This is a genomic window from Pseudomonas sp. GGS8, assembly GCF_024168645.1.
GTDB lineage: Bacteria > Pseudomonadota > Gammaproteobacteria > Pseudomonadales > Pseudomonadaceae > Aquipseudomonas.
In genome coordinates this window covers 1,082,250-1,105,784 of record NZ_JALJWF010000001.1, presented here as the reverse complement: position 1 = coordinate 1,105,784, position 23,535 = coordinate 1,082,250, and the positions used below count along the sequence as shown (strand labels likewise).

Here is a 23,535-nt window from a genome sequence, read left to right as displayed (position 1 = left end):
GCTCGATTCAGGGCGTTTGTTGGGTGACGGCATTGCCGCGAATGACTTCCACGCTCGGCTTGCGCGGTGCTGCGCCTCTGGGGGCGGGGGATTGTGGTGTGCCGGCCAGGGCCAGTTGACTGAACTGCACCAGCTCGCGGTTGGCGTTGGCCAGGCTCGCCGATGAGTCGCGTTGGCCGGCCCAGTATTGGCTCAGGCGTTGTTCCTCGGCGCTGCGCACGGCCAGGCGCAAAACCCCGACCTGCGCCGCGAGCATCAGGCGGCTCAAGAGGGATTCAGGGACGGCGAGCAACACGGTGCGGGCGCTGGTGCGCAGTTGTTCCTGCTTGAGTTTCTCTTCATGGCTGAGTGCCGGGTTGGCAGGCTTGCCATCGTTCATCAGCCCCAACTGCTCGCCGACCCCGAGTACGCGCAACGCCGGGACCACGACCTGGGCTGACTGTTGGAGGTTGTTGGTGTCCATGCGCAGAAACAGCAGCACATCGACATAATCGCCGGGGCTCAGCTGGCCGCCGACATTGATCACATCATCCGCCGCCACGGCGAGGGCGCGTTCATCGGCGCGGATCATCAGCGCCAGCGTACCGCCGGCTTCGAAACTTTGGTCATTGAGCCAGCTGCCGGCGGTGAGCGCGCGCCAGGGTGTACGGCCAATGGCTTGATCGAGACGGGTCAGGCTGCCGGCCGGCGCGGTACGCAGTTTTTCCAGGGTCACGTCGGCGGCGGTGATCTGCTCGAACGGCGCGATATCACGCAGCAGCACCACCACCGGTTGGCGGGTCGGGTCGTCCACCGAAGCCAGTATCGAGGGCGTTGATGTGCCGGTTTGCGCGACAGGCTCGGGAGCCGGTTGACGACTCAGCGCCAGCCCCCAGTAACCGGCAATGATCGCGCCTGCCAGAAACAGCCCGGCCAGGCACAGAGTGACGCGGCTGTTCATGAAGGCACTCCCCCTTTCCTGCGCGTAACGCCCCCAAGAGCTCTAACGAGATGACTTCGCAATCAGGCAGTTATGAGCGTGGGACTATTTCGCTATTTGACGGTAGCGCAGGTAAAGCAAAATGCCATCACTGGGCGGTAAATATCTGACAAAAGTAACGGGCTGATGCCCAAAGTACTGTTTTGTGACGTTGATGAACCGGTTACTGCTTAAGTATTAATGCGTTCTTACAGTTGCTGGTCATGGGTTTGCCGACAATGCTGATGCTGGCATATGGGAATCATGTTGCGGTCGTGCAACATCCGCTGTCATTCAGGAGACGCGTCATGTCCTTCTCTAAAACGGTTCAGAAGATCAAATCCCACATCGCGTTTTACAAAGACCTTGCCAAAGATACCGAAGGCGCTTCGGGTATTGAGTACGCGATCATTGCAGGCATGGTGGCCGTGGTGCTGGCAACGTTTGTGTCACCCATCTCCACGGCGGTCACCGCAATGTTCAACACAATTTCAGCCGCGCTTTGATTTGAAGACTGGCAATGGGCAGTCATTTGCCAATCCTGCAAAGGGCTTCTAACGTCAAGGCTTAGTCCATTGCAGGTGTTACCCCATGAACGCTCCAGCGCTCCCTCGGCAACAGCTTCTTCTGGTCGATGATGAGGAGGATGCGTTACTGGAACTGGCGGAGTTGCTGGAGGGCGAGGGTTTTACGTGTTTTACGGCAACGTCGGTCAAGCTCGCCCTGCATCATTTGACTCGTCATCCTGATATTGCGCTGGTAATTACTGACCTGCGGATGCCGGAGGAGAGTGGCATGTCGTTGATCAAGCGTCTGCGTGAGCACACGGCTCGTCAGCATTTGCCGGTGATTGTGACGTCGGGGCATGCGGATATGGAGGATGTGAGTGACATGTTGCGGTTGCAGGTGCTGGATCTGTTTCGCAAGCCGATTTATCACGTGCGGTTGTTGGAGACGTTGAATAATTTGTTTCCGCAGCCTCGGGATTTGGTGGGTTCCTGAGCGTGTATCGCGCTGAACTGTGGCGAGGGGGCTTGCCCCCGTTCGGGTGCGCAGCAGCCGCCAAGCGCATTGTCTGACACACCGCATACTCAGGCTTCAGGGCCGCTGCGCAGCCCAACGGGGGCAAGCCCCCTCGCCACAAAACGCAATGTCGAACAATCAGGCAACCGGCCGCCACTGCCCCACCATATGCTCGATCTCCCCGGCACCCAACAACTGGAAATCCCCACTGGACCCTGCCGCGCTGGACATCAGCGTCACCTCGCTGGGCAAGCGCACCGGTTTTCTGAACTGCACCGCAATCTCGACGTTTGCCGTCGGTAAATGATCGCTCAGGGCTGCCAGCGTGCGCGCCTTGTTCCACAGGCCATGGGCGATGGCGCTGGGAAAACCGAAGAGTCTGGCGCTGATCGCACTCAGGTGAATCGGGTTGTAGTCTCCAGACACTTTGGCGTACCGGCGGCCAATGTCCGCCGGCGCTTTCCAGTGGGCCACCTCGGTCAGCGACAGTCTTGGTGCAAAGGCATCTTCGACGGGCTCACCTGCCAGTTTGACCCCGCGACAGAGCATCTGGCTTTCCGCTTCCCACAGCAGCCCCAACTGGTCATCGAGCGTCGTCACTAACTCGAAGGTGGCGCCCTTGGCATGGGGTTGCAGGTTCTGCACCTTCACGCTGACCCGCACGCGGCTCACGCCGCCCATGGGGCGCATGACTCGGATGCGGTTGCTCAAGTGAATCAGCCCCAGCAGCGGGAAGGGAAACGCCTTGGCGGTGAGCAGCTGCATCTGCAAGGCAAACGCCAGGATGTGTGGATACGTCGGTGGCAGCAGCCCGTTGTCGGCGAAGCCACACACTTTGCGATAAGCCTCCAGGCGTTTCGGATCGACATTGACCCAACAGTGATAACCCAGCTCAGGCAGTGCGGTGCCGGTGATTTTGCGTCGCGTCGCCGCTCTCAAATACAGCGTTTGCAGGCCCGGTTCGCTATTGAGTGTGTGCCAGTCGGTGGTCATGGTCAGGCTCCCAACACGCTTTGCCCGCACACGCGCAGCGCTTGCCCGGTAAACGCTCCGGTGCCCGGTTGTGCCATCCAGGCCACGGCTTCGGCGACGTCTTGCGGCAGGCCGCCCTGGCCCAACGAACTCAAGCGCCGCCCGGCTTCACGCACGCCGAAGGGCAGGTGCGCGGTCATCTGGGTTTCGATAAACCCAGGTGCCACCGCGTTGATGCTGATGCCGCGTTCAGCCAGCAACGGCGCCCAGGCCTGGGCCAGGCCGATCAGCCCGGCCTTGCTCGCGGCATAATTGGTTTGCCCGCGATTGCCGGCGATGCCGCTGATGGACGCCAGCAGAATCACTCGGCCGTTGTCGCGCAAGGTGCCGCTGTCGAGCAGTGCCTTGGTCAGCACTTGCGGCGCGTTGAGGTTGACTGCCAGCACCGCGTCCCAGAATTCCGGGGTCATGTTGGCCAGGGTTTTATCCCGGGTGATGCCCGCGTTGTGCACCACGATATCGACGCCGTCCGGCAAGTGTTCGATCAGTTGCGTGGCAGCGTCTTCGGCGCAGATGTCCAGGGTGATGCTGCGTCCGCCGAGGCGCGCGGCCAGGGCGTCGAGATCGGTTTTGGCCGGCGCCACGTCGAGCAGGATCACCTCGGCGCCGTCCCGGGCCAGGGTTTCGGCAATCGAGGCGCCGATGCCGCGGGCCGCTCCCGTTACCAATGCCTTGCGTCCTGACAACGGGCGAGTCCAGTCCATCACCTGCGTCGCACAGGCCTTCAAGCGTATGACTTGTCCGGAAATGAAGGCACTTTTGGGCGAGAGGAAAAACCGCAGCGGGCCTTCCAGTTGATCTTCAGCCCCTTCGCCGACATAGATCAGCTGCAAGGTGCCGCCGCTGCGCAGTTCCTTGGCCAGCGAACGGCTGAAGCCTTCCAGCGCACGTTGGGTGCTGGCGGCGAACGGGTCGCTCAACGTCTCCGGCGCCCGACCAAGAATCACCAGGTGCGCATGGTGATCGAGGTTTTTCATCAATGGCTGGAAGAATTCGCGCAGCTGTTTCAGCTGATCGACCTGCACCAGGTCACTGGCGTCGAACACCACGGCTTTGAGTTTCTGGCCGTGGCCGGGAATCCACGCGGTGGCCAGGGTCGGGTCGGTGCCGTAGCTGTAAATGGTGTCGGTCAGGCGGTTGGCGAGGGTGCTGACTTTTTCTGTCAGCGGGCCACCGCCAATCAACAGCGCCCCCTCGACAGGCCGCAGTCGGCCTGCTTGCCAGCGTTCCAGCCGTACCGGCGACGGCAGACCCAGGGCACCGACCACACGATGGCCGATGGACGAATTGGCGAAGTCGATATAGCGGTCAGACATGAATCACGCTCCAGAAGCCGGGGTTAAAAGTGTGGACCATGAATGGCAATTAGTCGTTCGATCCGCGAGATAAGGCCTACGCTTGAACATTGCAGGTAGGTTTGAGCTTGGGTTTAGCAGGTCTTTCAGGAATTGCAGCCCGCTCCCACAGGGATGTGTGTTCACCATTGACTATCAGAAGGAGCTTTTTTCATGACTCAGCTGCGCCGCGTCGCGATTATCGGTGGTAACCGTATCCCCTTTGCCCGGTCCAACGGGCCGTACGCCACTGCCAGTAACCAGGCGATGTTCACCGCAGCGCTGGAAGGCTTGATCGAGCGCTATAACCTGCACGGTGTGCGCATGGGCGAAGTGGCGGCGGGGGCGTTGCTCAAGTATTTGCGCGATTACGGCCTGACCCGCGAATGCGTATTGGGCTCGCGGTTGTCGCCGACGACGCCGGCCTACGACATCCAGCAAGCCTGCGGCACGGGGCTGGAGGCGACGTTGTTGGTGGCGAACAAAATCGCCCTGGGGCAAATCGAATGTGGCATTGCCGGCGGCGTCGACACGGCCTCGGACGTGCCGATCGGGGTCAACGAAAGCCTGCGCAAGATCCTCTTGCAAGCCAACCGCGCCAAAAGCACCGCCGACAAACTGAAAACCTTCCTGCAACTGCGTCCCCGACACCTGATCCCTGACTTTCCAAGCATCGGCGAGCCGCGCACCGGCCGCTCAATGGGCGAACACTGTGAGTTAATGGCCCAGACCTGGGGCATCCCGCGTGACGAGCAGGATCGACTGACCCTCGAAAGCCATCAGAAACTGGCGGCGTCCTACGCCGAAGGCTGGCACAACGATCTGATGACGCCGTACCTCGGCCTGACCCGCGACAACAACCTGCGCCCGGAGCTGACCCAGGAAAAACTTGCCTCACTGAAACCGGCCTTCGAGAAAAGTGCCAAGGGCACCCTGACAGCAGGCAATTCCACGCCACTCACCGATGGTGCGTCGGTGGTGCTGCTGGGCAGTGAGGAGTGGGCGAAGGCGCGCGGTTTGCCGGTGCTTGCCTATTGGCGCGATGGCGAGGCGGCGGCGGTGGATTTCGTCAACGGTGCCGAAGGGCTGCTGATGGCGCCGGTGTATGCGGTGCCGCGATTGCTGGCGCGCAACGGCTTGACCTTGCAGGACTTCGATTACTACGAAATCCACGAAGCGTTTGCCGCGCAGGTGCTGTGCACGTTGAAGGCCTGGGAAGATCCGGAGTACTGCAAAACCCGCCTCGGCCTCGACGCGGCGCTGGGTTCCATCGACCGCAGTCGCCTCAACGTCAAAGGCAGTTCACTGGCCGTCGGACATCCGTTTGCCGCCACCGGTGCGCGCATCGTCGCCAACCTGGCAAAGCTGCTGGATGCGGCGGGCAAGGGCCGAGGGTTGATTTCGATCTGCGCCGCTGGCGGTCAGGGCGTGACGGCGATTATCGAGCGTTGATTATTGAGGGCTAAGCACTGCCGCGTTTTGCTGGGCGGCCAGTTGCCGGTTGCGGTTGGCGTAACCCTCGGCCATCACCGAGCACACGATCAACTGTAACGGGTGGTAGATCATGATCGGCAGCAGGATCAACCCAAGGCCTGGGTTGGCGCCGAAGATCAACGCCGCCATCGGCGCCCCGGCCGCCAGGGACTTCTTGCTGGCGCAGAACACCGCGGCAATCTCATCGGCGGGGCTGAGCTTCAGCGCGCGGGCGGTGCGGGTGGTCATCCACAGAATGATCGCCAGCAGAATCGCACTGCCAATCAACGCCGTGAGAATCACGCTGTTGCCCTGTTGCTGCCACATCCCCGAGACCATCGAGTTACAGAACGCCGAGTACACCAGCAGCAGGATCACCAGTTTGTCGGCGATGTTGGTGTAGCGCTTGTGCCGGGCGAAAAACTTGCCCAGCCACGGCCGCAGCAATTGCCCGAGCACCAGCGGCAACAACAGCATGGCGCACAGATCGAGCAGGGTTGAACCCAGGTCGATGCCACCAGCGCCGCTGCCGACCACAAAACTCACCAGCAACGGTGTCAGGAAAATCCCCAATACGCTGGACAGGCTCGCGTTGAGAATCGCCGCCGGTACGTTGCCGCCCGCGCTACCGGTGAGGGCCACGGATGAGGAAATGGTCGAGGGCAGGGCGCAGAGGTAGAGGAAACCGAGCATCAGCAACGATGGGATGTGTGAGCCCAGCAGTTTGTCGCTCAGTAGCCAGATCAACGGAAACACCGCAAAGGTGAAGGTTTGAACCATCACGTGCAGCTTCCAGTTTTTCAGCCCGTGGCGGATCTGCTCGCTGGAAAGGTTGACCCCGTGCAGGAAGAACACCAGGAACACACCGATGTTGATCACATACTCAGCGTGCATTCCGCCGCCGGTGGCGCCAAACGTCGGGAAAAAATACGCCAGCAGCGTGGCGATCAGCATGCCGCACAAGAACCAGTCGGTGACCACGTGTTTGAGGTGTTTGAAGGCATGCATGACCGGCACCGAATACATTTGTAAGAATTGAAGACTTAGCCTAACGTCGGCCCTGTCAGCCGTCTTGCGACATAAGGCCAATCAATGCCGACTAACGGACAACGTTCCCTCGAGCGGACCATCCCGACGCTGACGGCGTTGCCGCGTCCGTTGTATGCGCGGGCGGAAAGCCTGAACGCCGGTTCGTGGACGCCGCCTCATCGTCACGATTGGGTGCAGTTTTCCTACGCCATCAGCGGTGTTCTCGGCGTGCACACCGCCGAGGGCAGTTTCTTTGCGCCGCCGCAGTGGGGCATCTGGATTCCGGCGGATCTCGAACATCAGGTCGTGACCTCGATGCGTGCCGAAATGCGCAGCCTGTATGTGCGCCGCGAGGACTGCCAATGGGCGGACGGGCGTTGCCGGGTACTGGAAGTTACGCCATTGGCCCGGGAGCTGATCAAGCGCTTTTGCCAGTTGCCGGTGGAGTATCCACAGGGCGACAGTCAGGAGGCGCGATTGGTGGGCGTGCTGCTCGATCAGTTGGCGAGTCTGCCGGAGGTGGGGTTTTCCTTGCCGTTGCCCCGGCATGAGCGATTGCTGGGTTTGTGCAACGAACTGATCGAAAGTCCCGAGTGCACGGTGACGTTGCAGGAATGGGCCGAGCGTTTGGGCATGTCGGAGAAAACCCTGATGCGGCTGTTTCAGCGCGAGACCGGGTTGAGCTTTCGCGGTTGGCGGCAGCGCATGCGGTTGTTGTCGTCGTTGAGTTTGCTGGAGGAGGGGGACAGCGTGACCAATGCCGCGCTGTCTTGCGGGTATGACTCGACGTCGGCGTTTATTGCGGCGTTCAAGGGGTTGTTCGGGTTTACCCCGGGGGAGTTGTTCAGGCAATAACGGCCCCATCGCGAGCAAGTCGGATCGCCGCACCGCCGCTCCCACAAGGACAACGCAAACCCTGTGGGAGCGGGCTTGCCCGCGATTGGCCGCGTAGCGGCCACCGGTATCTGGTCAGGTTCTGAAGCGGCGAACCAACCCATCCAGCTCATTCGACAATCCCGCCAGGCTCTGAGAGTCCAGCCGCGCCGAGTTCGCCAGTTCCGCCACCAACTGCGCATCGCCATGAATCTGGCTGATATGCCGGTTGATGTCTTCCGCCACCTGATGCTGTTCTTCAGCCGCCGTGGCGATCTGCGTGTTCATGTCGCGAATCACATCCACCGACTCACGGATCTGCCCAAAGCTGCTGCGTGCTTCACCGATGCGGGTCACCGATTGCTGAGACACCTCCAGGCTCGCATGCATCTGCTGCGTCACCTGGCTGGTGCGCTTGGCCAAGTTGCCCAGCAGGCCGTCGATTTCCGCCGTGGAATCGGCAGTTCGTTTGGCCAGGGCGCGAACTTCATCCGCTACCACCGCAAAGCCACGACCCTGTTCACCGGCCCGGGCTGCTTCGATGGCGGCGTTCAGCGCCAGCAGGTTGGTCTGTTCGGCGATAGAGCGAATGGTCCCGAGGATCGACTGAATGTCGTTGCTATCGCGCTCAAGCTGTTGCATCGATTGCGCCGATTGTTCGATTTCCTGGCTCAAGCGATCGACACTGCTCACCGCGGCATCAATCTGCTGCTGACCTTCACGCGCCTGGCGCTGACCGCTGTCGGCCGACTCGGCGGCCTGGCTGCAAGAGCGCGCGACTTCGTTGGCGGTGGCGACCATTTCGTGGAACGCCGTGGACACCATGTCCACCGCTTCACGCTGACGCCCGGCGGCTTCGGCCATGTCGCTGGACACCTGGGTCGAGCTCTTGGAGGTGGCGAGGATCCTGGTCGCGGCGCCGCCGATGTTTTGAATCAGATTGCGGATCGCCGCCAGAAACTGGTTGAACCAGTTGGCCAGTTGCGCGGTTTCGTCGTTGCCACGGATGTGCAGGTTCTTGGTCAGGTCGCCTTCACCCTGGGCGATGCCTTCCAGGCCGCTGGCCACGCTGCGGATCGGCCGCACGATCAGGCTGGCGAAACTGGCGCCGACGATGGCGAAGAACACCGCCAGTACTGCCGCGATGATCGCGATCAGCCAGGTCAGTTGAGTGGCCGCACTCATCACGTCGGTCTGCTTGATCAGGCCGATAAAGGTCCAGCCCAGTTGCTCCGACGGCCAGACGTTGGCCATGTAGCGCTCGCCATTGAGCTCAACCTCTACCAGCCCTTTGCCGGCCTTGCCGAGTTGCGCGTAGCCGTCACCGAGGCTGCTCAGGGCTTTGAAGTTGTGTTCCGGTTGCTTCGGATCGACCAGCACCGTGCCGGTGTTTTCCACCAGCATCAGGTAGCCGGTTTCGCCGAGTTTGATCTGTTTGACGATTTCGGTGAGCTGCTTGAGCGTTACGTCGATGCTGACCACGCCGCCATTGCTGCCGAGTTTGTTATCGATGGTGCGCACGGTGCTGACGTAGGTCGCGTCATCCTGAGCCCAATAATAGGCCTCGGTGCGAAACGGCTTGCCTGGCTTGGCCTGGGCCGCCTTGTACCACGGGCGCTGGCGCGGGTCGTAATTGCTCAGCTTCGCATCGTCCGGCCAGGACACGTAACCGCCCGCCGCCGTCCCGAGAATCGCATAAGCGTAGGCTGGGTGAGTGTTGCCCAGGTCCTGGAGAAGGGCGAAGACCTTCTTGTCCATCTCGCCTTGGGGAATGCTCTCGGCGTTGGCGCTCATGTAGGTTTTGAGGCTGTCGTCGGAGTTCTTGATCAGCGGTTGGGTCGCCAGGTAGTCAACGTTCTGGCTGATGCCATCAAAGAACAGTTGCATGGCATTGCTGACCTGACGAATCTCGCGGCCACTGCCGTCGACAAAATTGTCCTTGGCATCGCTGCGCAAGTTCAGCACAACGAGGGTGGCGACCAGCACCACGGGCAAGCAGGCGATGATTGCAAACGCCCAGGTCAACTTCTGTTTGATGTTCATCCGCGCTCCAGTTTTTCTTGTAGGCCCACGCAGTACTGATGACTCGCGGATTATTGGCAGCCGAAACGTTTGATATGCCCCGATCCTTGAGCGCGCCTTCTTGATGGTTGTCGAGGCGATTGTCAGACAATTCCTTTTCTCTCTAATGGCTTCGGCTGAGGCGCGGGGAAATTGAGGTCTTTTGAGAAAAATCCTGCGAACGCCAGGGATCGAGGTTAGATTCTGTCGCAAATACCTTGGCACTCCGTCGTCAACAAGTGGTTCTCGCTCAGCTATGATCGGGGCGGTCGATGAGTTTTGCCTGATTAATCCGGCACATTGTGTGCTTCTTGATGTTCATGGGAACGTTCATAGGTCGGCAACCCCTCCCGCGAATGAGAGGATTGCCGTATAACGAATGACTTTCGCGTGTTTGGTAATAAAGGACCCACAATAAAAGCTGATGAAGACTCCAAAACGCATTGAACCCCTGATCGAGGACGGTCTGGTCGACGAGGTGCTGCGCCCACTCATGAGTGGTAAAGAAGCAGCTGTTTATGTGGTGCGCTGCGGCAACGAGCTGCGTTGTGCCAAGGTCTACAAGGAGGCGAACAAACGCAGTTTTCGTCAGGCGGCCGAGTATCAGGAAGGCCGCAAGGTGCGCAACAGCCGGCAGGCTCGCGCGATGGCCAAGGGCTCCAAGTTTGGCCGCAAGGAAACCGAAGACGCCTGGCAGAACGCTGAAGTGGCGGCGCTGTTCCGTCTGGCCAGCGCGGGCGTGCGGGTGCCCAAGCCGTATGACTTCCTCGAAGGCGTGCTGCTGATGGAGCTGGTAGCCGACGAGTACGGCGATGCCGCGCCGCGCCTGAACGATGTGGTGCTGGAGCCGGACCAGGCACGCGAATATCACGCGTATCTGATCTCGCAAATCGTGCTGATGTTGTGTACCGGTCTGGTGCACGGTGACCTGTCCGAGTTCAACGTGCTGCTGACACCGACCGGCCCGGTCATCATCGACCTGCCGCAAGCAGTGGATGCGGCGGGCAACAACCACGCGTTCAGCATGCTGGAACGGGACGTGGGCAACATGGCGTCGTACTTCGGTCGCTTTGCACCGGAGTTGAAACGCACCAAGTACGCCAAGGAAATGTGGGCGTTGTACGAAGCCGGCACCTTGCACCCGGCCAGTGTGTTGACTGGCGAGTTCGACGAGCCGGAAGAGCTGGCGGACGTGGGCGGGATCATGCGCGAGATCGAGGCGGCCCGTCTCGACGAAGAGCGTCGCCAGGCAGTTCGGGCGGCAGACGATGCGCCACCGGGCAAAACCGAAGAACCGCCTCCACCGTGGATGCAGTGACCGGTTGACCCAAAACCCGGCTTTGGCCGGGTTTTTTGTCGATGTTTTTTTCGGGACCACGTTGTCTGCATCGCGGGCAAGCCCGCTCCCACAGGTTTTGTGTCGCCCCCTGATTCCATGATCGACACCTGACCTGTGGGAGCGTGGCTTGCCCGCGATGGGGTCAGACCAGACAATCCACAACGGCCACACTCCCCACATTCAAGGATTGATTGTGAACACGCCATTCACCCGCAATGCCCAACTGATCATCGCCGCCCGGCTGATTTCGGACTTCGGCGCTTTCCTCAACATGGTCGCCCTGGCTACCTACGTCTACCTGCTCAGCAATAGCGCCATGAGTGTCGGTATCTTCCTCGCCAGCCGTGTCACCGGGGGGATCCTGGCCAGCCTGATCGGCACCCGGTTCTATCGCCGCTGGGCCGGGCGCCTGCCGCTGATTGCCTTCGATCTGCTGCGCGCCGGTTTGCTGGGTCTGCTGTTGATGCTGCCAGTGGCCCAGCAAGCGCTGCTGTTACCGCTGATCGCGTTCGGCCTGGGGTTGGGTAATTCGATGTTTGCCATCGGCCTCAACAGCCAATTGCCGCACCTGATCGAAGAGGCGCAATTACTCAAGACCAACGCCTGGATAACCTCGGCGTCGTCTGCGGCGATGGTCAGCGGGAGTCTGGTGTCGGGGCTGTTGGTGGCGGGGTTTGGCTTTGAAACAGTATTTGCGCTGAACGTGGTCACGTACCTGCTGGCGGCGCTGCTGATTGTGCCACTGCGGTTTTGCGGACCGGCCCCCAGCGGTGATGAACCTCTTCACAAACAGGGCGAATGGCAGGCCCTGCGCCAGGGTTTGCGCACGGCGCCGGTACTGGCGGCGATGTTGGCCGTCGCCATGGCCGACACCTTGGGCAGCGCCGCGCACAACGTCGGTCTTCCGATCATTTCAAAACTGCTCACACCCGAGTCGGCCAGCACCACCCTGGGCCTGATGCTGGCGGTGTGGGCCTGCGGCAAGTTCATCGGTGCGCGAATCGCCAGTCGCCTGAAAGGCACGGACAACGCGCACCTTGAGCGGCGATTTTTCTTTGGCGTGTTGCTGATGTCCTGCGGCTTCATCCTGACGTTTCAGCAGCAGACCCTGTACGGTTTGCTGCTGTTTTCGTTGCCCGCAGGCTTGGGCGACGGGTTCTCGGAAGTCGGCCTGATGTCGCGTCTGCAACGTGAACCGGACAGCCTGCGTTTGCCGATTTTCAGCTTTCTGACGCTGCTGCAAATGACCGGGTTCGGCGTCGGTATGTTGATCGCCGCGCCGTTTTATTCCTGGTGGACGCCCGGCGCGGTGGTGCTGTTGTTCCACGGCATCCCCCTCACCTTGTTGCTGGTGGTGAAGGGGCTGGCGCTCAAGAGTGAGCGGGTTCGGCGCAGCAGCCCGAGGCCAGCTCCTTGAGGATTGGGCAGTCCGGGCGGTGGTCGCCGTGGCAGTGTTCTACAAGGTCTTGCAGGGTGTCGCGCAACTGACCAAGTTCGCGAATCTTCTGATTCAGCTCGTCGATGTGCTGACGGGCCAGGGCCTTCACATCGGCACTGGCGCGCTGGCGGTCCTGCCAGAGGGTCAGCAGTTTGCCGACCTCTTCCAGTGAAAATCCCAAATCCCGAGAACGCTTGATGAACGCCAGGGTGTGCAGGTCGTCGTCACCATAGACCCGGTAGCCACTGTCGGTGCGATGGGCCGCCTTGAGCAGGCCGATGGATTCGTAATAACGGATCATCTTCGCGCTCAGACCGCTCTGGCGAGCCGCTTGGCCAATGTTCATCGGTTGTCCTCCGGGTCTTTGGGTTTCCAGGTTTTCAACAGTAACGCATTGCTCACCACGCTGACGCTCGACAGCGCCATGGCGGCGCCGGCCAGCACCGGGTTGAGGAAGCCGAACGCCGCCAGTGGCAGGCCGATCAGGTTATAGACGAAGGCCCAGAACAGGTTCTGCCGAATCTTTGCGTAGGTCTTGCGGCTGATCTCCAGTGCCGCCGGCACCAGCCGTGGGTCACCGCGCATCAGAGTGATGCCGGCAGCGTGCATGGCAACATCGGTGCCGCCGCCCATGGCGATGCCGATGTCAGCAGCGGCCAGGGCCGGGGCGTCGTTGATGCCGTCGCCGACCATCGCCACCACACCGGTTTTTTTCAGGGCGGCGACGGTGGCGGCTTTGTCCGCCGGCAGGACTTCGGCGTGCACATCCTTGATGCCCAGCGCGTTGGCGACCACGTTGGCGCTGCCACGGTTATCGCCGGTCAGCAGGTGGCTGCTGATGTTGCGTGCGCTTAAGCGTTGCACCGCTTGCAAGGCGCCGGGTTTGAGCGTGTCACCGAAAGCGAACAGACCCAGCACCCGAGGCTCAGGGTTTTGTTCGATCAGCCAGGACAGCGTCCGGCCTTCGGTTTCCCAGGCGCTTGCACAGTCGGCCAATGGCCCGGCATTCAAGCCACTTTCTTCCAGCAAACGCCGATTGCCCAGGGCCAATCGCCGACCATCGAGGCTGCCGGCGATGCCGCGCCCGGTCAGCGATTGACTGTCGCTGACATCGGCCACGGTCAAACCGCGTTCAACGCAGGCATCCAATACAGCCTTGGCCAGCGGGTGCTCACTGCCACGTTGCAGCGCGCCGGCCATTTGCAGCAAGGCGCCTTCGTCACCCTCGATGGCACTCAAATGCGCGATGCGCGGCGTGCCCGAGGTCAGTGTGCCCGTCTTGTCGAACACCACGGCGCTGACTTCGTGGGCGTGCTCCAGGGCTTCGGCGTCCTTGATCAGAATCCCGTGGTGCGCCGCCACACCGGTGCCCGCCATGATTGCCGTCGGTGTGGCCAACCCGAGCGCACAAGGACAGGCGATCACCAGCACCGCGACGGCGTTGATCAATGCGGTTTCCAGCGGCGAGCCATATAGCCACCAGCCGATCAGGGTCGCCAGCGCGATCAGCAGCACCACCGGCACGAACACCTGGCTGACTTTATCCACCAGTTTCTGGATCGGCGCTTTCGCTGCCTGCGCGTCTTCGACCAGGCGGATGATCCGCGCCAGCACGGTTTCTGCGCCGAGGGCCACGGTCCGCACCAGCAACCGACCTTCGCCATTGATCGCACCGCCGGTGACCTTGTCGCCCGGAGCTTTGGGCACCGGCAGGCTTTCACCGCTGATCAACGCTTCATCGGCGTGGCTCTGGCCTTCCACCACTTCGCCGTCCACCGGGAAGCGCTCACCGGGTTTGACCATGACCAGATCGTTGAGGCGCAAAGCGCTGATCGCAACCTCCTGCTCGCGGCCGTCGATCACTTGAATGGCTCGCTCCGGACGCAAGGCTTCGAGGGCGCGGATGGCGCTGGCGGTCTGGCGCTTGGCGCGGCTTTCCAGGTATTTGCCCAGCAACACCAAGGCAATCACCACCGCCGAGGCTTCGAAATACAGGTGCGGCATGCGCCCGGCAGCGGTGGCCCATTCGTAAATGCTCAAGCCGTAGCCGGCGCTGGTGCCCAGAGCCACCAGCAAATCCATATTACCGGCACCGGCGCGCACGGCTTTCCACGCAGCGACATAGAAACGGGCGCCGAAGACGAATTGCACCGGCGTTGCCAGCGCGAACTGCACCCACGCCGGGAGCATCCAGTGCACACCGAAAGGTTGCAGCAGCATCGGCAGCACCAGCGGCAAGGCGAGGGCAATGGCCGCCAGCAAGGCCCAGCGTTCGCGCTGCAGGCGTTGTTGCTGATTATCGGTTTGCGGGTGTTCGACTTCCCAGACGCGGGCGGAATAACCGGCCTTGGTCACGGCGCCGATCAAGGTTTGCGGATCGACCTGGCCGAGCAGCTCAAGGTGCGCCCGTTCGTTGGCCAGATTGACGCTGACACTCTTCACCCCCGGTACTTTGGTCAATGCCCGTTCGACGCGGCCGACGCAAGACGCGCAGGTCATGCCGTCGATGCTCAATTCGAGGGTCTGCTGCGGCACGCTGTAACCGGCCCGCTGCACGGCGTCCATCAAGGCCGGCAGGCTGTCACTGGGCGCTTGCACACGGGCCTGTTCGGTGGCCAGGTTGACGCTGACGGCCGTGGCGCCGATGACTTTGCTCAAGGCACGCTCGACACGCCCGGCACAACTGGCGCAGGTCATGCCGGCGATCGGCAGATCGAAAGTGGTGGATTCGGACATCGGTCACGCTCCCTGTAGAAATTGCCTACAGGATCAACCTTGCCATGCTGGCAAGGTCAAGTGCCATGTCTCAGATCAAAAGATCGCAGCCGACTCAGTATTCCAAAGCCGCAGGCTTGAGGTACATCCCTTCCTGCGTCATCGCAAGCCGGTACTTCAACACATCTCCAGCCTTGAGTTTGATGTCCTGCGACCCCGGCGCGAGCATGCCCGGGTTGCAGCCCGGCGCCTGGCCTGGCAGCAGTTTCAGGCGCAGGGACACATTGCCCGGCGGCAGGTTGAACGAGGTGCTCTGTTCCTGGAACAGCCGCCCGGCCAACTGATCCTGGATGTACACGCCGATCTCGCAGGAAGTCGACACTTCCAGGCGCTCGCGGGAAATGATCAGCACGCCGTAGTCCTCCCCGGCGGCTTGAGCCGAAGGTGTCGCGGCAAAGAGGCTGAGGAAGCCAAACAGGCTGAGAGCTGACCAGCGCATGGCTGAATCTCCTGATGTCGAGTCATTGATGGGCGCAGCTTGGCCGAGCGCGACGCCGATTGCCAGCCCGGCAGCTTGTTTCAGAACTTGACCTTGCCATGGTGGCAAGCTCGAGACTGCGCGCAACCCTCATATAAGGGCTTCACTAAAGGAGATGTCCCATGCAAGTGTTCAACGTTGAAGGTATGTCCTGCGGTCATTGCGTCAAGGCCATCACTCAGGCGCTGCGAGCCAAGGATCCCGCGGCGAATGTGCGTATCGATCTGGCGGCAAAAGAAGTCGGCGTTGAAAGTGCGCTGACAGCCGATCAGGTGATCGCAGCGATCAGCGAAGAGGGTTATGGGGTCAAATTGGCCTGAGTTTTTAATAGTTAGTGACCTAACGGAATGTTCAAGGCGTCCGCGCCCGGCTAGACTGTTGGCCTGCCGATCCATGGCTAACCTGTCTGCCCAACCTGGACGCCTGATGAACCTCCGCACAATCCTGATTCTCGGCGCCTTGAGCGCTTTCGGTCCGCTGGCGATCGATTTCTACCTGCCGGCATTCCCGGCAATGGCGCTCGCTTTTGGCACCGACGAAAAACACGTTCAACTGACCCTGGCGGCCTATTTTCTCGGGCTGTCCATCGGCCAACTGGCATACGGACCCGTGGCGGATCGCTTTGGGCGACGGATTCCCTTGCTGACCGGTGTCGGCTTGTTCACTGCTGCGTCATTGGCCTGTACTTATGCGCCGAGTCTGGAGTGGCTGATTGGCGCACGTTTCGTCCAGGCGCTGGGCGGATGCGCGGGCATGGTGATCGCCCGGGCGGTGGTCAGCGATAAATGCGATGCGGTAGGTTCGGCGAAGGTCTTTTCGCAACTGATGCTGGTGATGGGCCTGGCGCCAATTCTTGCGCCGATGCTGGGCGGGTTGTTGGTCAACACGTCGGGTTGGCAGTCGATCTTTCTCGCGCTGACCGGTTTCAGTGCATTGGCCGGGGTGGCCGTGGCTCTCGGGCTGCCGGAAAGTCTGCCGGCCCATGTACCGCGCCAACCGTTGTCGGGCGCGCTACGCCAGTACGGTCGGTTGCTGGCAGACCCGATATTCCTCGGCCACGCCCTGACCGGTGGCGTTGCCATCGCCGGTATGTTTGCCTACATCGCGGGTTCGCCATTCGTCTTCATCAAACTTTATGGCGTGCCGGCAGAGCATTTCGGCTGGCTGTTCGGGATTAACGCGGCGGGGTTCATTCTGGTGGCCCAGGTCAATGCCCGGTTGCTGGCAAGGCGCGGTCCGGCCTTCTTACTGGCGCGTACCGTCTGGCTCTACCTGGCGGGCGGTTTGGCCCTGTTGGCGGTCAGCTCGCTGCACACTGCGCACTTGTGGCCGCTGCTGATTCCACTTTTTGTCTGCATCGCCAGCCTGGGTTGTATCGTGCCCAACGCCTCAGCCTGTGCGATGAGCGGACAGGGCGCACGAGCGGGCAGCGCCTCGGCGATGCTCGGTTGCCTGCAATTTAGCGTCGCCGCCGGGGCCGCAGCATTGGTAGGTGTTTTGCACGACGGCAGTGCCATGCCGATGGCCATGGTCATCAGCCTATGCGCAATTATTGTCGTGAGCGTAGCGATGCTCACCCGGCGTTTGCAGAATGCCCGGGCGCTGACGCAAGCCCAGGCCTGAGCACGGACTCAGCCAACAGCGCGCTGCTGACGATCGGGAATCTGATGGGGCGCGTGCAAGCGCGCTTCAAGCGTTTTAGTGAAGGCCAAGGCTTCGGCTTCACTGCGGAACGTCACAGCGTGTTGATCCAGGCGAACCTGCCAGCGGGATGTTGCCAGTTCTTTTATCAGGATCTTCATTGCGCAGCTCCTCTCGTAAAAGACGTCTCGTATAAGACATCACGTAAAAGACTATTCGCAGAGTTTTCGATTGTAGACCTGAATAAGATCGAAATTATGACGGAGGTCAACTCTCTGACTGACGGCAAAAGATCGCCGGCGCCCACGGACGCGCAGGCGCTGGCGACGCCTGCGATCTTTTGATTTTGCCGTGTCCCGGTCAGAACCCTTCAAGCACAATCTTGCCCTTGGACTTGCCGCTCTCCAGCAGTTCATGGGCACGACGCAGGTTGGCTGCGTTGATGGTGCCGAAGTGCTCGCCGACCGTGGTTTTCAGCGTGCCCGCATCGATCAGCCCGGCGACGCGGTTGAGCAGTTTGTGCTGCTCGATCATGTCGGCGGTTTCAAACAGCGAGCGGGTGTACATGAATTCCCAGTGCAGCGACAGGCTCTTGCGCTTGAGCTTGGTCACGTCCAGCGCCTTCGGGTCATCGATCAGCGCCAGTTTGCCTTGCGGCGCCAACGCCTCTACCAATTGATCCAGGTGTTGGTCGGTCTGGGTCAGGCTGGCGACGTGGGTCACCTGCTCGACCCCGGCACGTTTGAGGGCTTCACTCAGCGGCTGGCTGTGATCGATCACCAGATCAGCGCCCAGGTCACGCACCCAACTCTGGGTTTGGGCACGGGACGCGGTGCCGATGACTTTCAACCCGGTGAGCTGGCTGGCCAGCTGCGTGAGGATCGAGCCCACACCGCCAGCGGCACCGACAATCAGCAGACTCTGGCCTTCATCGGTTTTGCCTTCGCGCACTTGCAGGCGTTCAAACAACAGTTCCCACGCGGTAATGGCAGTCAGCGGCAGCGCGGCGGCTTCGGCGAAACCGAGGGTTTTCGGCATATGGCCGACGATGCGCTCATCCACCACATGCCGCTCGCTGTTGCCGCCGGCACGGGCGATGGAGCCGGCGTAGAACACCTTGTCGCCGGCCTTGAACAGCGTCACTTCGCTACCAACAGCCTTGACCACACCGGCCACGTCCCAGCCCAGCACTTTGGCCGCGCCACCTTCAGGCTGGACGTTCTGGCGGACTTTGGTGTCCACCGGGTTGACCGAAATGGCTTTGACCTCCACCAACAGGTCGCGCGGGCCGGCGACCGGTTCTGGCAGTTCGATGTCTTGCAGGGCCTTTTCATCGCTGATCGGCAGGGAGGCGTAGTAGGCAATGGCTTTCATATATAGGGGCCTGAGAGAGGGATGATTTTGATGGCACCGATGATTAGTGATTTCTCTGCAAGATAAAACCGGCTAAAAGAGCAGTCTCTTTCAATATTTTTTTGATAATCGGGGCTGAGGATGTTGCGTTTCGATGACTTGCAGGTGTTCGTTCGGGCAGCGGACCTGGGCAGTTTGTCGGCGGCGGCGCGGGTGATGGATATGTCGGCGGCAGTGGCCAGTGCCGCGTTGAAGCGCATCGAACAGCAACTCGGCGCGCGCTTGCTCACCCGCTCTACCCGCAGCCTGCGCCTGACGGCTGAAGGCGAGGGCTTTCTGGAATACGCCCGGGCCGCCTTGAGCAATCTCGATGAAGGCCGCCGCTTGCTGGCCAGCGGGCAGGATCAGGTCAGCGGGGTTTTGCAGCTGTCGGCGCCTTCGGATTTCGGTCGCAACCTGTTGTTGCCATGGCTCGACGAGTTTCAGCGTGAGCATCCGAAGCTAACGGTACGGTTGCTGCTGGGCGACCGCATTGCCGATCTGTTCCGTCAACCGGTGGACATCGCCCTGCGTTACGGCGAGCCGGAAGACTCGAGCCTGGTAGCACTGCCCATCGCAGCGCAGAACCGCCGCGTGCTCTGTGCGGCGCCGAGCTATCTGGCCCGGCATGGCGAACCGCAGCATCTGGAACAACTGGCGCAGCACAATTGCCTGTTGTTCATGCTTGGCAGTCGGGTCCACGATCACTGGAGTTTTCACGACGGTAAACGCGAAGTGAGCCTGACCGTCAGTGGCGATCGTTTCAGTGATGATGCCGATGTGGTGCGGCTGTGGGCCGTGGCGGGAGCGGGGATTGCGTACAAGTCCTGGCTCGATGTCGCCGCCGATGTGCTCGCCGGCCGCTTGAAAGTGCTGATGCCGGAGCTGCTCTGTGAGCGCGCACCGCTGAATTTGCTGTGCGCCCATCGCGCACAATTGAGTAAGCCGGTGAACCTTTTGCGGGAAATGCTTGCCAGCCGATGCGCTCGGATAAGCAGTCAATTTCCGAGGATATCGGGTGTCGATCATTAGTCGCAGGCAAATAGCGAAATTTCTGTCAGGAACTATCACCACCAATGGATTCCCGAGGGCAGGAACCGGCGGTTAACCCGCTTATACTAGCGCCCGCCTCATGTACGCACCGTCGATCTCGCAATGGCGAGTCCACGTTCGAGTCGGTCAGACCCTACGGTCATCACCGGACCTTCGTTGCACCCGCGAAGCAATGGCTTGGGTGAGTGGGTGGCTTTGCCCGGCTTATGGCGGTTTTCGCGTCTTGGCCGAAGACACATTACTGGTCAAGATGTCTCTGAGCAGTAGACGAAACGATTCAACAGGGAGTGAATACATGGAACATGCACCTTGCATCAGCCAGATCGCCACGTTGCTGGCTGACCCAAAGCGCAGCGCAATGATGTGGGCCTTGATGGACGGCTCGGCGCGGCATACCGAGGAGCTGGCGTTGCTGGCGGGCCTGTCGCCGTCTTCGGCCAGTGCGCATTTGGGGCGCTTGTCCACCGGCGGTCTGTTGAAAGTCGAAACCCGCGGGCGCAAACGGTTTTTCCGGCTTGCCGCGCCCGAAGTCGGCGCCGCGATAGAAGCCCTGGCCAGTGCTACCCTGGCCAGCGCGCCTCGGGACATTCCAGAGGTGTTCAAACGCACGAGCCCTATTGCCAAACCTCAGACGGCGCCTTCGTCACTGTTGCGGGCCCGACTCTGCGACGACCATCTGGGAGGCACCCTGGCCGCCGATCTTTACCAGCGTCTGCTGGATGCCGGCTGGATCGAGCAGCTTGATCAGCGGGTCATGATCACTCACAAGGGTTCCATGCAATTGGCCGCTCGCGGTGTGTTTATCCAGGCGCTGGCCCATCGCAACGGCAGAGTCGCCTGCGCGTGCCCGGACTGGAGCGAAAGACGCCCGCACATGGGCGGTTCTTTGGGCGCGGCCTTGTTGCAACTGTTCATGCAGTCCGGTTGGTTGAGCCTGCCCAGCGATTCGCGAGCCTTGCAGATCACGGCCACGGGGCAACGTGAAATCCATCGTTTCGCCAAGGAAACCGAGCTGGAAATGGCGCTTTAGAGCCATTGGGGGGGCGACGTCCGGGATTCTGGGCTTCAGGCGTCGTTCAGAGCTCTGGGCAGGTCGCATCCAGCAATAACCCCCAGCCACTATCACGCACACTCGATCCGGGGACTTTCGGATTGGGGGAATGTGGCATGGAAACACGAAGCTTCAGCGCGGCGGAACGACTGGAACGGCTGCCCATCAGTGGTTATCACCGCATCATTTTCATCATCATTGCCCTGGCGTTTTTCTTTGACTCCATGGACCTGGCGATGATGACCTTCCTGCTCGGTTCGATCAAAACCGAGTTCGGCCTGAGCACGGCGCAGGCCGGGTTGCTGGCCAGTTCGAGTTTCTTCGGCATGGTGGTGGGCGCCTCGCTGTCCGGCATGCTGGCCGACCGCTTCGGGCGCAAGCCGGTGTTCCAGTGGAGCATTGTGTTGTGGGGCATCGCCAGCTATCTGTGCTCCACGGCGCAGAACGTTGAAACGCTGACGCTGTTCCGAATCCTTTTGGGAATCGGCATGGGCATGGAGTTTCCGATTGCGCAGTCGATGCTGTCGGAGCTGATTCCGGCCAAGCGGCGTGGGCGTTACATCGCGTTGATGGACGGTTTTTGGCCGCTCGGTTTTGTGGCGGCCGGGGTGCTGTCGTACTTCCTGTTGCCGGTGATTGGCTGGCGCGACATTTTTCTGGTGTTGGCGGTGCCGGCGGTGTTCGTCCTGGCGATTCGTTTTTTCATTCCCGAGTCGCCGCGCTGGCTGGAACAGGCCGGGCATCATGATGTGGCGGACACGGTTTTGCGCCGCATCGAAGAACGGGTTCGGGCGTCATTGGGCCGTTCGGATCTGCCAGAGCCGATTCGCCTGCCACGGGTGGCGAGTCAACCGGGCAACTTCTTCTCCGCGCTGCGGGAAATCTGGTCGGCACAGTATCGCCAGCGCACGATGATGATCTGGAGCGTGTGGTTCTTCGCCTTGCTGGGTTTCTATGGCCTGACGTCCTGGCTCAGTGCGCTGCTGCAACAGTCGGGCTTCGCCGTGACCCAGTCGGTGTATTACACGGTGCTGATTTCCCTCGGCGGGATTCCCGGTTTCCTCATGGCCGCCTGGCTGGTGGAGCGTTGGGGGCGTAAGCCGGTGTGCGTCGTGACCATGCTCGGCGGCGGGGTGATGGCGTTTCTTTATGGCCAGAGCGCAGTGTTCGGCGGCAACGTCAGCCTATTGATAGCCTCGGGGCTGCTGATGCAGTTCTTCCTGTTCGGCATGTGGGCGGTGCTCTACACCTACACCCCGGAGTTGTACCCGACGTTGGCACGGGCCACGGGCTCGGGGTTCGCTTCGGCCATCGGCCGCGTGGGGTCGCTGCTCGGGCCAATGGTGACCGGGCTGGTGTTCCCGATGACGGGGCAGGGCGGGGTGTTTGCGCTGGGGGCGATGTGCTTTGCGATTGCGGCGGGGGTGGTGTGGATGTTCGGGATGGAGACCCGGGGCAAGACATTGGAAGAATTGAGCGAAGTAGAGATCGTCGGCTGAACACAGTCTCTGTGGGAGCGGGCTTGCCCGCGATGAGGCCAACTGCCTGACAGTCCGCTATCGCGGGCAAGCCCGCTCCCACAGGTTATTCGGTAGCTTTTAAGGTTTGACCAATCTGGCATCCAGGCTGTTCTGCGCCAAACGCTTGGCCTGATCCTGGGTCATGCCCAGATCGGTGTACAGCGCGTGGAAGTTCTCGGTGACATAGCCACCGAAGTACGCCGGGTCATCGGAGTTCACCGTGACCTTCACTCCGCGCTCGAGCATGTCGAGGATGTTGTGCTGGGACATGTGATCGAACACGCAGAGCTTGGTGTTCGACAACGGGCACACCGTCAGCGGGATCTGCTCGTCGATGATCCGCTGCATCAAGCGCTCGTCTTCGATGGCGCGCACGCCGTGGTCGATACGCTGGATTTTCAGCAGGTCGAGGGCTTCCCAGATGTACTCGGGCGGGCCTTCTTCACCGGCGTGGGCGACGGTCAGGAAGCCTTCGTGGCGGGCACGGTCAAACACGCGCTGGAACTTGCTCGGCGGGTGGCCCATCTCCGAACTGTCCAAGCCTACGGCGACAAACGCATTGCGGAATGGCAGCGCCTGGTCGAGGGTTTTCTGCGCTTGGTCTTCGCTCAAGTGGCGCAGGAAGCTGAGGATCAAACCGCTGGTGATCCCCAGTTGCTGTTCGCCATCCTTCAACGCGGCGGCGATGCCGTTGAGCACCACTTCGAACGGGATGCCACGGTCGGTGTGGGTTTGCGGGTCGAAGAACGGTTCGGTGTGAATCACGTTCTGTGCCTTGCAGCGCAACAGGTAGGCCCAGGTCAGGTCGTAGAAATCCTGGGAGGTGCGCAGCACATCGGCGCCCTGGTAATACAAGTCGAGAAACTCTTGCAGGTTGTTGAAGGCGTAAGCCTTGCGCAGGGTATCGACGTCGCTCCACGGCAGGGCGATCTTGTTGCGTTCGGCCAGGGCGAACAGCAGCTCAGGCTCCAGCGAACCTTCCAGGTGCAAGTGCAATTCTGCCTTGGGCAGAGCGTTCAGCCAGTCGTACATTTTTGAAATCTCATCAGGTGCAATGAGGGCATT

22 protein-coding genes are annotated in these 23,535 nt (G+C 61.2%); 11 read left to right on the top strand and 11 right to left on the bottom strand.

What is annotated here, in order from left to right; all coding sequences use genetic code 11:
* Positions 1 to 7 precede the first annotated feature (7 nt).
* Positions 8 to 940, bottom strand: coding sequence for a Flp pilus assembly protein CpaB (cpaB, locus tag J3D54_RS04920; protein WP_253416924.1), 933 nt, complete (start codon positions 938 to 940; stop codon positions 8 to 10).
* 326 nt (positions 941 to 1,266) lie between these two features.
* Here cpaB and J3D54_RS04915 point away from each other — a divergent pair, with 326 nt between their 5' ends.
* Together J3D54_RS04915 and J3D54_RS04910 are read left to right on the top strand one after the other, a co-directional pair.
* Positions 1,267 to 1,464, top strand: a complete 198-nt coding sequence (locus J3D54_RS04915; protein ID WP_253416923.1) for a Flp family type IVb pilin — start codon at positions 1,267 to 1,269, stop codon at positions 1,462 to 1,464.
* A gap of 85 nt (positions 1,465 to 1,549) precedes the next feature.
* Positions 1,550 to 1,960: a response regulator gene (locus J3D54_RS04910; RefSeq protein ID WP_253416922.1), complete on the top strand. Its 411-nt coding sequence runs from the start codon at positions 1,550 to 1,552 to the stop codon at positions 1,958 to 1,960.
* 159 nt (positions 1,961 to 2,119) lie between these two features.
* On the opposite strand, the gene J3D54_RS04905 is transcribed toward J3D54_RS04910, so the two are convergent.
* Both J3D54_RS04905 and J3D54_RS04900 read right to left on the bottom strand, forming a co-directional pair.
* Positions 2,120 to 2,974 carry a MaoC/PaaZ C-terminal domain-containing protein gene (locus tag J3D54_RS04905; protein ID WP_253416921.1) on the bottom strand — a complete coding sequence of 285 codons (855 nt, stop codon included), beginning with the start codon at positions 2,972 to 2,974 and terminating at the stop codon, positions 2,120 to 2,122.
* Between the two features lie 2 nt (positions 2,975 to 2,976).
* Entirely contained in the window at positions 2,977 to 4,329 is a 1,353-nt protein-coding gene (locus J3D54_RS04900) for a 3-oxoacyl-ACP reductase (RefSeq protein ID WP_253416920.1), read from the bottom strand.
* 192 nt (positions 4,330 to 4,521) lie between these two features.
* Here J3D54_RS04900 and J3D54_RS04895 point away from each other — a divergent pair, with 192 nt between their 5' ends.
* Positions 4,522 to 5,799, top strand: a complete 1,278-nt coding sequence (locus J3D54_RS04895; RefSeq protein ID WP_253416919.1) for an acetyl-CoA C-acetyltransferase — start codon at positions 4,522 to 4,524, stop codon at positions 5,797 to 5,799.
* Here the strand turns inward: J3D54_RS04895 and J3D54_RS04890 are convergent, their stop codons facing one another.
* Positions 5,800 to 6,828, bottom strand: a complete 1,029-nt coding sequence (locus J3D54_RS04890) for a bile acid:sodium symporter family protein (protein ID WP_253416918.1) — start codon at positions 6,826 to 6,828, stop codon at positions 5,800 to 5,802. It abuts the gene before it with no gap.
* An 84-nt stretch (positions 6,829 to 6,912) separates the two neighbouring features.
* Here J3D54_RS04890 and J3D54_RS04885 point away from each other — a divergent pair, with 84 nt between their 5' ends.
* Positions 6,913 to 7,704 carry a helix-turn-helix transcriptional regulator gene (locus J3D54_RS04885; protein ID WP_253416917.1) on the top strand — a complete coding sequence of 264 codons (792 nt, stop codon included), beginning with the start codon at positions 6,913 to 6,915 and terminating at the stop codon, positions 7,702 to 7,704.
* Positions 7,705 to 7,818: 114 nt separating this feature from the next.
* On the opposite strand, the gene J3D54_RS04880 is transcribed toward J3D54_RS04885, so the two are convergent.
* The gene (locus J3D54_RS04880; RefSeq protein WP_253416916.1) at positions 7,819 to 9,765 is read right to left on the bottom strand and encodes a methyl-accepting chemotaxis protein; all 1,947 of its coding nucleotides are present in this window, start codon (positions 9,763 to 9,765) and stop codon (positions 7,819 to 7,821) included.
* Positions 9,766 to 10,207: 442 nt separating this feature from the next.
* Here J3D54_RS04880 and J3D54_RS04875 point away from each other — a divergent pair, with 442 nt between their 5' ends.
* On the top strand, positions 10,208 to 11,101 hold the full coding sequence (locus J3D54_RS04875; RefSeq protein ID WP_014336406.1) for a PA4780 family RIO1-like protein kinase: 894 nt from the start codon (positions 10,208 to 10,210) through the stop codon (positions 11,099 to 11,101).
* 214 nt (positions 11,102 to 11,315) lie between these two features.
* Positions 11,316 to 12,539: an MFS transporter gene (locus tag J3D54_RS04870; RefSeq protein ID WP_253416915.1), complete on the top strand. Its 1,224-nt coding sequence runs from the start codon at positions 11,316 to 11,318 to the stop codon at positions 12,537 to 12,539.
* Here J3D54_RS04870 and cueR read toward each other — a convergent pair.
* From cueR to J3D54_RS04855, 3 genes are all read right to left on the bottom strand, one after another.
* On the bottom strand, positions 12,493 to 12,906 hold the full coding sequence (cueR, locus tag J3D54_RS04865) for a Cu(I)-responsive transcriptional regulator (RefSeq protein WP_007907120.1): 414 nt from the start codon (positions 12,904 to 12,906) through the stop codon (positions 12,493 to 12,495). The genes J3D54_RS04870 and cueR overlap by 47 nt on opposite strands.
* The gene (locus J3D54_RS04860) at positions 12,903 to 15,296 is read right to left on the bottom strand and encodes a heavy metal translocating P-type ATPase (RefSeq protein ID WP_253416914.1); all 2,394 of its coding nucleotides are present in this window, start codon (positions 15,294 to 15,296) and stop codon (positions 12,903 to 12,905) included. The genes cueR and J3D54_RS04860 overlap by 4 nt, the downstream gene beginning before the upstream one ends.
* Before the next feature lie 94 nt (positions 15,297 to 15,390).
* Positions 15,391 to 15,774, bottom strand: coding sequence for a hypothetical protein (locus tag J3D54_RS04855; RefSeq protein WP_253416913.1), 384 nt, complete (start codon positions 15,772 to 15,774; stop codon positions 15,391 to 15,393).
* A gap of 161 nt (positions 15,775 to 15,935) precedes the next feature.
* Here J3D54_RS04855 and J3D54_RS04850 point away from each other — a divergent pair, with 161 nt between their 5' ends.
* Entirely contained in the window at positions 15,936 to 16,133 is a 198-nt protein-coding gene (locus tag J3D54_RS04850) for a heavy-metal-associated domain-containing protein (protein WP_253416912.1), read from the top strand.
* A 106-nt stretch (positions 16,134 to 16,239) separates the two neighbouring features.
* Positions 16,240 to 17,436 (top strand): multidrug effflux MFS transporter, encoded by a 1,197-nt coding sequence (locus tag J3D54_RS04845; protein WP_253416911.1) that lies wholly within the window; start codon positions 16,240 to 16,242, stop codon positions 17,434 to 17,436.
* A gap of 8 nt (positions 17,437 to 17,444) precedes the next feature.
* Here J3D54_RS04845 and J3D54_RS04840 read toward each other — a convergent pair whose 3' ends face one another.
* Complete coding sequence (locus J3D54_RS04840; RefSeq protein ID WP_181150629.1) at positions 17,445 to 17,615, bottom strand: hypothetical protein; 171 nt, start codon at positions 17,613 to 17,615, stop codon at positions 17,445 to 17,447.
* Between the two features lie 199 nt (positions 17,616 to 17,814).
* Complete coding sequence (locus J3D54_RS04835) at positions 17,815 to 18,828, bottom strand: zinc-binding alcohol dehydrogenase family protein (protein ID WP_253416910.1); 1,014 nt, start codon at positions 18,826 to 18,828, stop codon at positions 17,815 to 17,817.
* A 120-nt stretch (positions 18,829 to 18,948) separates the two neighbouring features.
* On the opposite strand from J3D54_RS04835, the gene J3D54_RS04830 reads away from it, so the two are divergent.
* The 3 genes from J3D54_RS04830 (at position 18,949) to J3D54_RS04820 (ending at position 22,449) form a co-directional block, all read left to right on the top strand.
* The gene (locus tag J3D54_RS04830) at positions 18,949 to 19,878 is read left to right on the top strand and encodes a LysR family transcriptional regulator (RefSeq protein ID WP_253416909.1); all 930 of its coding nucleotides are present in this window, start codon (positions 18,949 to 18,951) and stop codon (positions 19,876 to 19,878) included.
* 316 nt (positions 19,879 to 20,194) lie between these two features.
* On the top strand, positions 20,195 to 20,929 hold the full coding sequence (locus J3D54_RS04825) for a helix-turn-helix transcriptional regulator (RefSeq protein WP_253416908.1): 735 nt from the start codon (positions 20,195 to 20,197) through the stop codon (positions 20,927 to 20,929).
* 137 nt (positions 20,930 to 21,066) lie between these two features.
* Positions 21,067 to 22,449 carry an MFS transporter gene (locus J3D54_RS04820; RefSeq protein ID WP_253416907.1) on the top strand — a complete coding sequence of 461 codons (1,383 nt, stop codon included), beginning with the start codon at positions 21,067 to 21,069 and terminating at the stop codon, positions 22,447 to 22,449.
* A 99-nt stretch (positions 22,450 to 22,548) separates the two neighbouring features.
* On the opposite strand, the gene J3D54_RS04815 is transcribed toward J3D54_RS04820, so the two are convergent.
* On the bottom strand, positions 22,549 to 23,502 hold the full coding sequence (locus J3D54_RS04815; RefSeq protein WP_253416906.1) for an adenosine deaminase: 954 nt from the start codon (positions 23,500 to 23,502) through the stop codon (positions 22,549 to 22,551).
* Positions 23,503 to 23,535 lie beyond the last annotated feature (33 nt).

Bases quoted from the DNA above. Each gene is read 5' to 3' on its own strand.
- cpaB (WP_253416924.1), bottom strand. From the start codon at position 940: ATGAACAGCCGCGTCACTCTGTGCCTGGCCGGGCTGTTTCTGGCAGGC.
- J3D54_RS04915 (WP_253416923.1), top strand. From the start codon at position 1,267: ATGTCCTTCTCTAAAACGGTTCAGAAGATCAAATCCCACATCGCGTTT.
- J3D54_RS04910 (WP_253416922.1), top strand. From the start codon at position 1,550: ATGAACGCTCCAGCGCTCCCTCGGCAACAGCTTCTTCTGGTCGATGAT.
- J3D54_RS04905 (WP_253416921.1), bottom strand. From the start codon at position 2,974: ATGACCACCGACTGGCACACACTCAATAGCGAACCGGGCCTGCAAACG.
- J3D54_RS04900 (WP_253416920.1), bottom strand. From the start codon at position 4,329: ATGTCTGACCGCTATATCGACTTCGCCAATTCGTCCATCGGCCATCGT.
- J3D54_RS04895 (WP_253416919.1), top strand. From the start codon at position 4,522: ATGACTCAGCTGCGCCGCGTCGCGATTATCGGTGGTAACCGTATCCCC.
- J3D54_RS04890 (WP_253416918.1), bottom strand. From the start codon at position 6,828: ATGCATGCCTTCAAACACCTCAAACACGTGGTCACCGACTGGTTCTTG.
- J3D54_RS04885 (WP_253416917.1), top strand. From the start codon at position 6,913: ATGCCGACTAACGGACAACGTTCCCTCGAGCGGACCATCCCGACGCTG.
- J3D54_RS04880 (WP_253416916.1), bottom strand. From the start codon at position 9,765: ATGAACATCAAACAGAAGTTGACCTGGGCGTTTGCAATCATCGCCTGC.
- J3D54_RS04875 (WP_014336406.1), top strand. From the start codon at position 10,208: ATGAAGACTCCAAAACGCATTGAACCCCTGATCGAGGACGGTCTGGTC.
- cueR (WP_007907120.1), bottom strand. From the start codon at position 12,906: ATGAACATTGGCCAAGCGGCTCGCCAGAGCGGTCTGAGCGCGAAGATG.
- J3D54_RS04860 (WP_253416914.1), bottom strand. From the start codon at position 15,296: ATGTCCGAATCCACCACTTTCGATCTGCCGATCGCCGGCATGACCTGC.
- J3D54_RS04855 (WP_253416913.1), bottom strand. From the start codon at position 15,774: ATGCGCTGGTCAGCTCTCAGCCTGTTTGGCTTCCTCAGCCTCTTTGCC.
- J3D54_RS04850 (WP_253416912.1), top strand. From the start codon at position 15,936: ATGCAAGTGTTCAACGTTGAAGGTATGTCCTGCGGTCATTGCGTCAAG.
- J3D54_RS04845 (WP_253416911.1), top strand. From the start codon at position 16,240: ATGAACCTCCGCACAATCCTGATTCTCGGCGCCTTGAGCGCTTTCGGT.
- J3D54_RS04840 (WP_181150629.1), bottom strand. From the start codon at position 17,615: ATGAAGATCCTGATAAAAGAACTGGCAACATCCCGCTGGCAGGTTCGC.
- J3D54_RS04835 (WP_253416910.1), bottom strand. From the start codon at position 18,828: ATGAAAGCCATTGCCTACTACGCCTCCCTGCCGATCAGCGATGAAAAG.
- J3D54_RS04830 (WP_253416909.1), top strand. From the start codon at position 18,949: ATGTTGCGTTTCGATGACTTGCAGGTGTTCGTTCGGGCAGCGGACCTG.
- J3D54_RS04825 (WP_253416908.1), top strand. From the start codon at position 20,195: ATGGAACATGCACCTTGCATCAGCCAGATCGCCACGTTGCTGGCTGAC.
- J3D54_RS04820 (WP_253416907.1), top strand. From the start codon at position 21,067: ATGGAAACACGAAGCTTCAGCGCGGCGGAACGACTGGAACGGCTGCCC.
- J3D54_RS04815 (WP_253416906.1), bottom strand. From the start codon at position 23,502: ATGTACGACTGGCTGAACGCTCTGCCCAAGGCAGAATTGCACTTGCAC.